Source organism: Acinetobacter sp. Q85-2 (assembly GCF_013420555.1).
Taxonomy (GTDB): domain Bacteria; phylum Pseudomonadota; class Gammaproteobacteria; order Pseudomonadales; family Moraxellaceae; genus Acinetobacter; species Acinetobacter indicus.
Window position 1 is genome coordinate 1 of sequence record NZ_VOXW01000036.1, and the last position, 12256, is coordinate 12256.

At 46.9% G+C, this 12256-nt stretch carries 9 protein-coding genes, 1 tRNA gene and 1 pseudogene; 10 read left to right on the top strand and 1 reads right to left on the bottom strand.

The features are described from left to right. A pseudogene (locus tag FTT68_RS13690) lies at positions 1-110 on the top strand (IS5/IS1182 family transposase); the annotation flags it as partial. A 614-nt stretch (positions 111-724) separates the two neighbouring features. After that, entirely contained in the window at positions 725-2962 is a 2238-nt protein-coding gene (locus FTT68_RS13695; protein ID WP_127801398.1) for an NADP-dependent isocitrate dehydrogenase, read from the top strand. A gap of 531 nt (positions 2963-3493) precedes the next feature. Here the strand turns inward: FTT68_RS13695 and FTT68_RS13700 are convergent. Then, positions 3494-3580: transfer RNA gene (locus FTT68_RS13700), tRNA-Leu, on the bottom strand. A 179-nt stretch (positions 3581-3759) separates the two neighbouring features. On the opposite strand from FTT68_RS13700, the gene queA reads away from it, so the two are divergent. The 8 genes from queA (at position 3760) to secF (ending at position 12069) form a co-directional block, all read left to right on the top strand. Continuing rightward, the gene (gene queA / locus FTT68_RS13705; RefSeq protein WP_168382661.1) at positions 3760-4797 is read left to right on the top strand and encodes a tRNA preQ1(34) S-adenosylmethionine ribosyltransferase-isomerase QueA; all 1038 of its coding nucleotides are present in this window, start codon (positions 3760-3762) and stop codon (positions 4795-4797) included. An 11-nt stretch (positions 4798-4808) separates the two neighbouring features. Then, positions 4809-5834 (top strand): hypothetical protein, encoded by a 1026-nt coding sequence (locus FTT68_RS13710; RefSeq protein WP_180057776.1) that lies wholly within the window; start codon positions 4809-4811, stop codon positions 5832-5834. A gap of 22 nt (positions 5835-5856) precedes the next feature. Next, entirely contained in the window at positions 5857-6423 is a 567-nt protein-coding gene (locus tag FTT68_RS13715; protein ID WP_168384223.1) for a LemA family protein, read from the top strand. Between the two features lie 186 nt (positions 6424-6609). Further along, the gene (locus tag FTT68_RS13720) at positions 6610-7434 is read left to right on the top strand and encodes a DUF4303 domain-containing protein (protein ID WP_180057781.1); all 825 of its coding nucleotides are present in this window, start codon (positions 6610-6612) and stop codon (positions 7432-7434) included. A gap of 137 nt (positions 7435-7571) precedes the next feature. After that, positions 7572-8702 (top strand): tRNA guanosine(34) transglycosylase Tgt, encoded by a 1131-nt coding sequence (tgt, locus tag FTT68_RS13725; protein WP_045796613.1) that lies wholly within the window; start codon positions 7572-7574, stop codon positions 8700-8702. A gap of 102 nt (positions 8703-8804) precedes the next feature. Beyond that, a complete protein-coding gene (gene yajC, locus FTT68_RS13730; protein WP_005180065.1) occupies positions 8805-9134 on the top strand; it encodes a preprotein translocase subunit YajC in 330 nt (109 codons plus the stop codon). A 53-nt stretch (positions 9135-9187) separates the two neighbouring features. Continuing rightward, positions 9188-11089, top strand: a complete 1902-nt coding sequence (gene secD / locus FTT68_RS13735; RefSeq protein WP_016658621.1) for a protein translocase subunit SecD — start codon at positions 9188-9190, stop codon at positions 11087-11089. Between the two features lie 8 nt (positions 11090-11097). Further along, on the top strand, positions 11098-12069 hold the full coding sequence (secF, locus tag FTT68_RS13740; RefSeq protein WP_171431673.1) for a protein translocase subunit SecF: 972 nt from the start codon (positions 11098-11100) through the stop codon (positions 12067-12069). The last annotated feature ends 187 nt before the right edge of the window (positions 12070-12256 follow it).

Genomic DNA, 12256 nt, shown 5'->3' on the forward strand with positions numbered 1-12256 from the left:
TTGCTAGATTAAAGCAATTTAGAGGAATTGCCACACGCTATGACAAGCTAAAGCAAAGCTATGAAAATTCTGTTGCCTTAGCTTGTATCTTTATTTGGCTACCATTATGAAATGTCAACAGACCCTAAATAAATTCACTACTTTTGTTTATCTCTTTTTAAACAGCAAACTACTTTAACTGATTTTGGTTAAAAATAAATTGGCACATTTTTATACACTTTTTTTTCAGTGTGGTAATAGGTATGATTTCTTTAAACTCATCGGATTTTTAAGAGAATTTCCGGGTTAATTTTCACCGGATGATGGGATCAGCACGTTACTTTAGTTTTACATATTCTGTTCATGTTTTTGGGCGATAATATATCCGCCTGATCAGTGAATCTTCATCGCATTATCGACCTGTCTTCTTGGTATTGAAAAAAACAGGTTGATCATTCAAATCTAATTAACAGATATGCTGGATGGAATGATCGAGTTTGAAAGAAAAAAGCGGCTCTTTGAGTGTTTTTCTTCCCCAAACAGGCAAGTGTGGATTCAAATCAGGCACAAATATCACGAATTAAAATGCATCATTTTTCAGCGAAATGTCGTTATCACGGATATTACGTTGACTGAAAAGGCTTGAGGGTCGATACTCTCAAGGTTTTACTTAAGCAAACCGGTTCGCAGGGGCTGATTCATCACTTTCACCCCCTCAAAACTCAATCAACGCAAGGGGCTATATATGGCTGGTGGAAAGTCAACCATCATTTACACACTGACTGACGAGGCGCCATTACTGGCGACTTATTCGCTGCTGCCGATTATTGAGACCTTTACTAAGCCGGCCGGCGTAGAGATCGTTAAAAGTGACATCTCCGTGGCCGCACGCGTGCTCGCAGAATTTTCTGACTACCTCACCGACGAGCAAAAGGTCACTGACAACCTCGCAGAGCTAGGTCGTCTTACACAAGATCCAGATACGAACATCATCAAACTTCCAAACATCAGTGCTTCTGTTGCTCAGTTGACTGCATGTATCAAAGAACTTCAGTCTAAAGGCTATGCGGTTCCTGATTACCCTGAAAACCCGACCACTGAGGAAGAAAAGGCAATCAAGACCCGTTATGGCAAATGCCTGGGCTCTGCAGTAAACCCGGTATTACGTGAAGGTAACTCTGACCGTCGCGCACCAACTGCAGTAAAGAACTACGCGAAGAAAAACCCGCACTCAATGAGCGAGTGGAAACAGTGGTCACAAACTCACGTTTCTCACATGGACGAAGGCGACTTCTACCATGGCGAAAAGTCCATGACTTTAGACCGCGCGCGTAACGTGAAAATGGAACTGATCACCAAGTCAGGTGAAACCATTGTTCTGAAGCCAAAAGTTGCGCTGCAAGACGGTGAAATCATCGACTCGATGTTCATGAGCAAAAAAGCGCTTTGCGACTTCTATGAAAAAGAATTGGATGACTGTAAAGAAGCCGGCATCCTGTTCTCTTTACACGTAAAAGCGACCATGATGAAAGTTTCACACCCGATCGTATTCGGTCACTGTGTGAAAATTTACTACAAAGATGCTTTCGAAAAACATGGCAAACTGTTCGACGAGTTAGGCATTAATGTCAATAATGGTATGGCCGGTCTTTACGAGAAGATCGAAACCCTGCCAACTTCTTTACGTGAAGAAATCATCGAAGACCTGCACGCGTGTCAAGAACACCGTCCTGCACTGGCGATGGTGGATTCTGCAAAAGGTATCACTAACTTCCACTCTCCGAACGACGTAATTGTTGACGCATCTATGCCAGCAATGATCCGTTCTGGCGGTAAAATGTGGGGTGCTGACGGCAAGCCTTACGACTGTAAAGCAGTAATGCCAGAATCGACTTTCGCGCGTATTTACCAGGAAATGATCAACTTCTGTAAATGGAATGGTAACTTCGACCCACGTACCATGGGTACTGTGCCTAACGTTGGTCTGATGGCGCAAAAAGCGGAAGAATACGGTTCACACGACAAGACTTTCGAAATTCCTGAAGCGGGTGTTGCCAACATCACGGATCTGGAAACAGGTGAAGTGTTGATGTCTCAAAACGTGGAAGAAGGCGACATCTGGCGTATGTGTCAGGTGAAAGACGCACCAATCCGCGACTGGGTGAAACTGGCTGTTACACGTGCACGTAACTCTGGTATGCCAGCCATCTTCTGGTTAGACCCGTACCGTCCACACGAAAATGAACTGATCAAGAAAGTACAAAAATACCTGAAAGATCACGATACAGACGGTTTAGACATCCAGATCATGTCACAAGTCCGTGCAATGCGTTATACGCTTGAGCGCGTTGCTCGCGGTCTGGATACCATTTCTGTAACTGGTAACATCTTACGTGACTACCTGACTGACCTGTTCCCGATTATGGAACTGGGTACATCTGCGAAGATGCTGTCAATCGTGCCGTTAATGGCTGGCGGTGGTATGTACGAAACAGGTGCCGGTGGTTCTGCGCCGAAACACGTACAACAGCTGGTTGAAGAAAACCACTTACGTTGGGATTCTTTAGGTGAGTTCCTGGCACTGGCGGTATCTCTAGAAGAGCTTGGCATTAAAGAAGACAACGCGAAAGCGAAACTTCTGGCGAAGACTTTAGATGCTGCAACAGGCAAACTGCTGGACAACGACAAATCTCCATCACGTCGTACTGGCGAGCTGGACAACCGTGGCAGCCACTTCTACCTGGCTAAATTCTGGGCTGAAGAACTTGTAGCGCAAGACGAAGATGCAGAATTGAAAGCGAAATTTGCACCGATCGCTCAATCTCTTGCTGAAAATGAAGAGAAGATCGTGAGCGAATTGAATGCAGTTCAAGGCCAATCTGTAGATATCGGTGGTTACTATGCAGTTGATCCTGCAAAAGTAAATGCTGTAATGCGTCCAAGTGCTACATTGAACCAAATCATTGAATCACTAAACGCTTAATCAGGCTGTACTAGCTTTAAAGCTCGTAAAGTGAATAAAACCGGTGCTTAGGCGCCGGTTTTTTTATCTCACTACTCATTACAAGCTGAACCAATACCTATTTTCCCTCTTTAAATATTTCATGCGTACGTACGTGAACTCATTGGTATTCAATAACCTACAATAGAAATTACAATTTTAAATTATGCTTATTACTCGTTTTGAACAAGCACCTGTTATATGCAAAAAATTGAAATTAATATTGGCAAAAGCAAACAAGTATCTGTCACCATGGACTACGCAGAATATCTTCAACTAAAAGAGGACTCACATCAAACAGGGAAAACACATCGACAAATTTTCCTAGAGTCTTACCGGCTATGGAGGAAACTTAAAATATGCAATCAGGATTGATCAAAATACTCGATTAGTCATTTATTTTTTGATTGTAAATACAGTATCGAATAACAAAGCGATATGAGATAGCTATCCATAAATTTGAGGCAATAAAAAACCCCAAGTCTGAATATGCTTGGGGTTCTTTAAAATCTGTGGTCCCGAGGGTCGGACTCGAACCGACACGTCATCTCTGACAGCGGATTTTGAGTCCGCCGCGTCTACCAATTTCACCACCTCGGGAAGGTGTTGATGCGTATAATAAACTGTTTCACCCGCTTGTCAACGCTCGCCTCCCATATTTGTTTAAAAATAAATCAACCCGATTTTTTTTGTCTTATAATTAGGCAATTTCAGCGATAAAACCAAAAAACGCATATACTACGCCCAATCCTGTTATTGTTTTGCGCATTTATTTAACCATGCAACTTTCTGATTTTAATTTCGATCTCCCTGATGAACTGATTGCCCGTTACCCGCTGGAACAGCGCAGCGCCTCACGCCTGCTGCATGTCAATGCCGAAGGTCAGTATCAAGATCATCAATTTACCGATCTTGTCGATTTACTTGAAGCTGGTGATGTGCTGGTCTTAAATGACACCAAAGTCATGAAAGCCCGCCTGAAAGGTAAACGTGCTACCGGTGGCGCTGTGGAAGTGCTGGTTGAACGCATGCAAGATCAGTTTATTGCGCATTGCCATATTAAAGCCAGCAATTCACCAAAAGCTGGTGCTGAACTCTTCATTGGTCCAGATGAAGTAAAAGTCACGGTACAAGGCCGGCATGAGAACCTGTTTATTGTCGAGTTTTCCCAGCCCATTCTAGAGGTGCTGGATCGCTACGGCGCCCTGCCCATTCCGCCGTACTTTAACCGTGAAGCAGAAGCGATTGATACCGAACGCTATCAAACTGTATTTAATGATCCAACCAAACTGGCCAGTGTTGCCGCCCCGACTGCCAGCCTGCATTTTGATGCCGAACTGCTGGCCAAGCTTGAAGCCAAAGGTATTCAAAAAACCTTTGTAACCTTGCACGTCGGTGCTGGAACCTTCCTGCCGGTACGTACTACTGATATTGAAAACCATATCATGCACAGCGAATGGTGTGATGTACCAGCCGCCGCTGTGGAGATGATCCAGCAGGCCAAAGCACGTGGCAATAAAGTCATTTCAGTTGGCACCACGGCCACCCGTGCAGTCGAAAGTGCAGCACAGGCACACGGTGGCACACTGGCCGCCTGGACCGGTGATACCCAGATTTTCATTTATCCGGGCTATAAATTTAAAGTGGTAGACCGTCTAATCACCAACTTCCACCTGCCTGAATCAACCCTGCTGATGCTGGTGTCAGCCCTGTCGAGTCGTGAAAATATCATGCGTGCCTATCAACATGCGGTGGCTCAGCGTTACCGCTTTTTCAGTTATGGCGATGCCATGCTGATTGATCAGGCCCACAGCTAGAGCACTGTCCCATGCCAATCGAGAATATTCAGCACAGCATTCATATTCGCCGCAAGAAGAATCAGCTGGTGTGGAATAATCTCGCCCGGCTCTGGGAAATTGGTGCACAAGCCAAATCCCAGCAGGAACTGCTTGACCGGCTGCATCCCTGGAATGCCCCGATCAGCCTGCGTTTTGAAAACAAGCTGCCAATTTTGCTTGGCATCATCGGCCTGATACTGATCCTGCTGTTCTGGCTGGCCCCGGCGCACTGGGCCTTGCAGCTGTGTCTGCTGCTGGGAGGCCTTTTGATCTTTGGTGCGTTTCTCTGTTATGAATCCAGCCGCCCAATCACCAATGCCATTCAGGAACTGGAGCAACAGGCACTGGCGCTCAAGTATCAGTTGGCCTTTAACAGCATTCCCCGGCATGAACAGGTCATCTTCCAGCCGGTCCGTTTTATTGCGCAAATCAAACAGCTGTTTCCGCTGTTCCAGCAAGGCAATCTCAGCAATGACATTCGCCGCTATGCTCTGACCCACTGGCAGGATGAACAGGGCCAGACCCATCAGGTGATGCTGTTTGAATATCGCTATGTCTCTGAAATTCAGGTCCAAGACCAGAATGGCAACAAAATGCGGCTCAAAGAAATTGAAAAATTCCTGTGGGGTGCCATTGTCTTTGGGGTCGAGTTACAGGGACTGGCGCTCAGCTCGCAGCGTAAAAGCTTTGCTTACCCCTATACCCAGCCGTGGCATACCAGTGATATTCAGATTAACCGGCAGTTAAACATCTATGGCACCGATACCCACCAGATGGCCCGGCAGCTGACCCCGGCGGTGGTGCTGAAACTGGCCAATTTCCTGAATGTGCAGCCCGGCGATCTGCTGTTTCATCCTGAACAGAAAATCCTGTGCTATGTAGGTAGCCAGAACCTGTTTCAGGCCAGCAGCAACTATAAAACCATTCAGGATATTTCGGCTTTACGTGGACATCTGCGTACATTTAAATTACCGTATCTAGAACAATTACAACGCCATTTGCTGCAGCTTTTATAAATTTGGACGTGGGGAGATTTCTATGGGATTGATGATTTTTCTGGCCATCATTCTGGCCATGCTGATTATCGGGATTCTGATTCGCAACAGTATTGTGCGTTATCACAATGCCAGTATTCGTGCCTGGGCCGATGTCACCAGTTACGAACGCCAGAAAGTCAAGATTCTGGAACAGCTGATTCCAGTGGTGGAGCAATATTCCAGTTTTGAACAGGGCACGCTGGCCAAAGTAACCGAACTGCGCCAGAACGTATTAAACCTGAAACTGGACAGTACCGACAGCGCCCAGCTGCAACATATTGAGCGTTTAAGTAAAGAGCTGCTGCACAACCTAAACGTGGTGGTCGAGAACTATCCTGAGCTGAAAGCCAATGACATCTATTTAAAAATGATGCACGAAATTGAAGAACAGAATGAAAATGTCGGTGCTGCGATTACCATTTTTAACCGCAATGTCGAGCTGTTTAATAACCAGATTCAGATTTTCCCAAACAACATCATTAACACCTTAACTTTGGGCAAAAAAGCCATTCGCCCGTTCCGTGATCCAAGCATGCAGCAAGGCTTTGAGTATCGCCCGAATTTTTAAAACCAAGATGACCTCTTGATTCAATGTCAAACCGCCTGTCGTGATTACAGCGAGATTTTCCCCGCGCAGATGACATCCGGTTGACATTTGGCTGCGCTTTGTCACAATCAGAACACTGAGCAAAATATCAACAATAGCTCAGGCATTACCACAGCATGATTAAAAATAAAAAAGTTAGTCCCGACCATGTTAGAACATCTGCAGAGCTTTCAAGCGGCACTCATTCACGAGTTTTTTCAACTTTATGAGCAGTATGAACAGGACCAGATTTATGCCTGCGCCCTGGTACTGAATGAATATCTGGGTTTTGAATATCTGGCCATTTCCACCCGGCGCAGCCTGTTTAGCGAGCAGGAAGATCCGGCCCAGTATCTGTCAGACCATGACAAATGGTCGGCCCAGAAATGGCGCTATCGCAGCCAGCCGCATCAGCAGCATTTGAATCAGTTTAAACGCCTGTTCACAGACTACTTTCAGCAATGTCATATTTTTGGGCATCCACTGGCTCAGCAGCGTGACTCCGAGCAACAGAACCACCTACAGATTTTACTAAATGTGTTTCAGCAGGCCCGGCAGGCCTTGTCGAATGCCTATGGACTGGACCTGAGTTCAATGGTGTTTTTCATGCAGGTGGCCAAACAGCCACAAATGGCAGCGGACTCTGCGCGGCAACTGAATGCGCAGAGCCCCTTACTAGAAGAGTTTCTGGCCCATCAACAGCGCCCTGCTCTGCTGGATGCTTCATTCCATCCACCGGCGATAAAATTACAGCAGATTGATAAAGACCTGCTGATTGATCTGGCGCAGCTGCTGGAAATTGAACCCTATGATTATCTGGAAATAGCCCACGCCGCCTATTTGCTGACGCTAGAACCGGGCTTTATTGACAGCAATCTGTATATCCAGCGTCTGATTCACTCGATTGCCGCCATGGACAGTAATGAACAGGGCCTGTTTGCCCTCCCGAAAGATGAAATCCAGCAACGGATTCAGCAGTTTTATGCCATGTAATTACCATGATTTTCCTCCACAATATTTACCCAAGAAAACGCATCAAAACTAGCAATTCACGGCAGAATCTAGGAAAATGATGAACTTTTAGCGCAAACAATCAGCGAACTGTTTTTTCGCCTTGATTTGGAACCTGTATGAAGTTTGAAAAATTAGGCCAATCGGGTCGCGCCCGTCGTGGTCGTTTAACTCTTGAACATGGTGTGGTGGAAACCCCCGTGTTTATGCCTGTCGGAACCTATGGCACCGTTAAGGGCATGCTCCCGCGTGATATTGAAGACATTCAAGCACAAATTATTTTAGGCAACACCTTCCATCTGTATTTGCGTCCGGGTCTGGATGTCATTAAAGAACATGGTGGCCTGCACGAATTCATGAAATGGGACAAGCCGATTCTGACCGATTCTGGCGGTTTCCAGGTCTTTAGTCTGGGTGCCATGCGCAAGATTAAAGAAGAAGGCGTTACTTTCCGTTCACCAATTGACGGCTCCAAAGTATTCCTTTCTCCAGAAATTTCCATGGAAATCCAGAAGGTTCTGAACTCAGACATCGTCATGATTTTTGATGAATGTACGCCGTATCCAGCGACCCATGAAGAAGCACAGAAATCTTTACAGCTGTCGTTACGCTGGGCCAAACGCTGTAAAGAACATCATCACAATGTCCTTGAAAATAAAAATGCCCTGTTCGGGATTATTCAGGGCGGGATGTATGAAGATTTACGTGATGAGTCTTTAAATGGTCTGCTAGAAGTCGGTTTTGATGGCTATGCCATTGGCGGTCTGTCAGTCGGTGAACCAAAAGAAGAAATGATCAAGGTACTGGATTATCTGCCGAACAAAATGCCGGAAGATAAACCGCGTTACCTGATGGGTGTCGGCAAACCGGAAGATATCGTGGAAGGGATTCGCCGCGGTGTCGATATGTTTGACTGCGTAATGCCAACCCGTAATGCCCGTAATGGTCATTATTTCGTGACCGATGGTCTGGTACGGATTCGTAACAGTAAATACCGTCATGACCAGAGCCCGCTCGATCCGCACTGTGACTGTTATACCTGCAAGAACTTTACCCGCGCCTACCTGTTCCATCTGGAAAAATGCGGCGAGATGCTCGGTTCAATGCTCGGTACCATCCATAACCTGCGCTATTACCAACGCTTTACCCAAGATATCCGTAATGCCTTGGACAATGGCACTTTTGATGACTTTGTACAGGACTTTTACGCCCGTCGCGGTCTGGATGTGCCGCCTTGTCCGCAAGATTAATCTTTTCAGTATTTGCGCTGAAGAAAAAGACAGGGTAAATTGCAGAACAAGTCAATTTATTATCAATGTTATTGATTCCAGTTTTTAGTTTAGGAAAATGAAATGAGCCTTTTTATTTCTACTGCTCACGCAGCAGGTGAAGCTGCACAACAACCAAGCATGGTTGCTAACCTTTTGATGATTGCAGTATTTATTGCAATTTTCTACTTCCTGATTTGGCGCCCGCAATCAAAACGTGCCAAAGAACACCGCGCCCTGATCGACAGCCTGGGCGTAGGCAGCGAAGTGGTGTTTGCTGGTGGCCTGATGGGTAAAATCACCAAACTTGAAGGTGATTTTGCAGTGGTTGAACTGAACCGCGGCGTAGAAGTAAAAATTCAGCGTGCCAGTGTGATTTCAGTTCTGCCTGAAGGCACATTAAACAACCTTTAATCAAAAATTAGTCGTGCGCCCGCACGACTTTTTCATTTTAAGAAGAAAATTAAATGCGTTACCCAGCATGGAAATATCTACTCATCCTTGTGGTTCTGGTGGTGAGTACATTATATGCCCTGCCAAGTTTGTATCCAGATGAACCTGCGGTTCAGATTTCTGGGGCCAAAGCCGGTACCCAAATTGACCAAAGCATCGTACAAAAAGCAGAGCAAATTCTAAAATCAGAAAATATTGCCAGCCATGACAACAGCTTTACCAATAACGCAGCCCTGTTGCGTCTGGACTCAAGTGAAGCACAGCTTAAAGCCAAAGATGCATTACGTCAGGGCTTGGGTGATGATTATGTCGTGGCCCTCAACCTGGCGCCAACCACTCCAGAATGGCTACAGAAAATTGGCGCCAAGCCAATGAAACTGGGTCTGGACTTGCGTGGTGGTGTTCACTTCCTGCTGGAAGTGGATATGGACAAGGCCATCAGCCAGCGCATGGAGACCTCTGCGACTGACCTGCGTCGCCAACTGCGCGACAACAAACTGAAATTCAACAGCCTGTCTTTGAATAACAACACCATTACCGTGCAGTTCGCCAACAATGACGACCGCTCAGCCGTAATGGACTTCTTGCGCCGTAACGGCAACGAGTTTAACCAGCAGGCCCTGGCCACCACAGATGGTGCCATGTTGCGCCTCACCTATACCGACACGCGCAAGCAGGAAATTGAATCCTATGCCGTGAACCAGAACTTGACCACACTGCGTAACCGTATTAACGAGCTAGGTGTGGCCGAAGCACTGGTCCAAACCCAAGGCAGCAACCGTATTGTGGTGGAATTGCCGGGCGTACAGGATACCGCTGAAGCCAAGCGTGTTCTGGGTCGTACTGCGAATCTGGAATTCCGTCTGGTCTCTGACCTGAATGATCAGCATATTGACCCGTATACCGGTCAGCTCAGCAGTCAGACCTTACCACCGGGCACTGAAGCCTTTGCCTTTGAATCGCTCGACAGTGGCCGTCAGTTGCTGCTGAACCGTAGCCGTATTTTAACCGGTGAGCGCGTACAGAATGCATCGAGTGGCTTTAGCCAGGATACTGGCGGTGCCGAGGTAAATATTACCCTCGACTCTGCTGGCGGTAAGCTGATGGCAGATGCAACCCGTAATGCGGTCGGCAAACGTATGGCGGTACTGTTCATTGAGAACAAGCAGCGCATCAGCTATGTAACTGATCCGGAAACCGGCGTCCAAACTGAAGTGCGGACCCCATACACCGAATCTGTGGTGATTAACGCCGCAACCATTCAGGCGGTATTAGGTTCACAGTTCCGAATTACCGGTCTGGATTCACCGCAAGAAGCGGCTGAACTAGCACTGATGTTACGTGCCGGTGCCCTGGCTGCTCCAATGTACTTCGTTGAAGAACGTGTGATTGGTCCAAGTCTAGGTCAGGAAAATATCGACAAAGGTGTAACCTCGACCCAGATCGGTTTTATTCTGGTTGCAATCTGGATGGTGGTGTTCTTCCGTCTGTTTGGCGTGATTGCCAACTTCGCGCTGGTATTTAACCTGGCGATGATCCTGACAGTGATGTCATGGATTGGTGCTTCTTTAACCTTGCCAGGTATTGCCGGTATCGTGATTACCATTGGTATGGCGGTCGATGCCAACGTGCTGATCTGTGAGCGGATACGGGAAGAGATCAAATGGGGGGCCTCACCAAAACAGGCCATCGTAGCCGGTTATGACCGGGCCTATAACACCATTTTCGACTCGAACTTAACCACCTTCCTGGTGGCGTTCATTTTGTTCGCAATTGGTACTGGTCCGATTAAAGGCTTCGCCGTGACCTTAATGATTGGTATTGTCTGCTCGATGTTTACGGCCATTACCGTAACCCGTGCGATTGTACAGATCATTTATGGCAAACGCCGTAACCTGAAAAAGTTGAGCATTTAAGGAGATCGATGATGACTGAGAATACTCAACTGAACCCGAAAAAATACGGCCGTCCGGATGATGAGCGCGTCATTCCGTTTATGAAGATTGCTTTGCCGGCGGCATTGCTTTCGATCATTTTAACTGTGGCCAGCATCTTCTTTATTGCCACTAAGGGCTTAAATCTGGGTCTGGACTTTACCGGCGGTATTGCCGCAGAGCTGAATTACAGCAATCCGGTGAAAGCCAGCGATGTCTCTTCTGCCCTGACACAGGCCGGTTTCCGTGATCCGGTGGTACAGACCCTGGGTTCTGAACGTGACCTGATGGTGCGTATGCCGGTGCAGGACGAGATTGAAGTCGAAGACCTGACCCAGACCATTACCGCCGCGGCACAATTGCCGGGCAACAGCGCTGATGTAACCAAGGTTGATGTGGTCGGCGGTCAGGTCGGTAACGAGCTGTATGTACGTTCTGCAGGTGCCGTAGCACTGGCACTGATCCTGATGCTGATTTATGTCACCATCCGCTTCGAGTTCAAAATGGCGATGGGTGCGGTGTTATCCCTGTTCCACGATATTATCGTGACTGTGGGTATTTTTGCGATGATGCAATGGCCGTTTGACCTAACCGTATTGGCAGCCCTGCTGGCAATTATCGGCTTCTCGCTCAACGATAACATTGTGGTCTCGGACCGTATTCGTGAAAACTTCCGTAAAATTCGGGGCGCTTCGCCGCTGGAAGTGGTCAACATTGCCTTAACCGAAACCTTACGTCGTACCATCCACACTTCGATGACACTGTTACTGGTGGTGGTGGCGATGATGCTGATGGGCGGTGATGGCCTGAAATGGTTCTCGATTGCCATGTTTGTCGGTGTCTTTGTCGGGACTTATTCTTCGATTTATATTGGTACCGCCTTTGCACTGTGGCGTGGTCTGAACCGTCAAGACTTTATTGTGCAGGTAAAACCGGAATTTGAAGAGGAAGAAATTCCTTAATTCTTATCCCTCCCATACCAGCAAAAGCCCATCTCCGGATTAATGCCAGTCAGTTAAGAAATTGACTGGCTTTTTCTTGGGTATTTTTGAGGTTTTCCTTTTACAACCCTTGGATAACTCCTCACTCTTCTCTCAGGTATAACATACCGATTAGATTTCTCCATTAAACTTTCCAGATGTTTGGGTA

Coding starts and splice junctions, on each gene's coding strand:
- FTT68_RS13695 (WP_127801398.1), top strand. CDS start 725: ATGGCTGGTGGAAAGTCAACCATCATTTACACACTGACTGACGAGGCG.
- queA (WP_168382661.1), top strand. CDS start 3,760: ATGCAACTTTCTGATTTTAATTTCGATCTCCCTGATGAACTGATTGCC.
- FTT68_RS13710 (WP_180057776.1), top strand. CDS start 4,809: ATGCCAATCGAGAATATTCAGCACAGCATTCATATTCGCCGCAAGAAG.
- FTT68_RS13715 (WP_168384223.1), top strand. CDS start 5,857: ATGGGATTGATGATTTTTCTGGCCATCATTCTGGCCATGCTGATTATC.
- FTT68_RS13720 (WP_180057781.1), top strand. CDS start 6,610: ATGTTAGAACATCTGCAGAGCTTTCAAGCGGCACTCATTCACGAGTTT.
- tgt (WP_045796613.1), top strand. CDS start 7,572: ATGAAGTTTGAAAAATTAGGCCAATCGGGTCGCGCCCGTCGTGGTCGT.
- yajC (WP_005180065.1), top strand. CDS start 8,805: ATGAGCCTTTTTATTTCTACTGCTCACGCAGCAGGTGAAGCTGCACAA.
- secD (WP_016658621.1), top strand. CDS start 9,188: ATGCGTTACCCAGCATGGAAATATCTACTCATCCTTGTGGTTCTGGTG.
- secF (WP_171431673.1), top strand. CDS start 11,098: ATGATGACTGAGAATACTCAACTGAACCCGAAAAAATACGGCCGTCCG.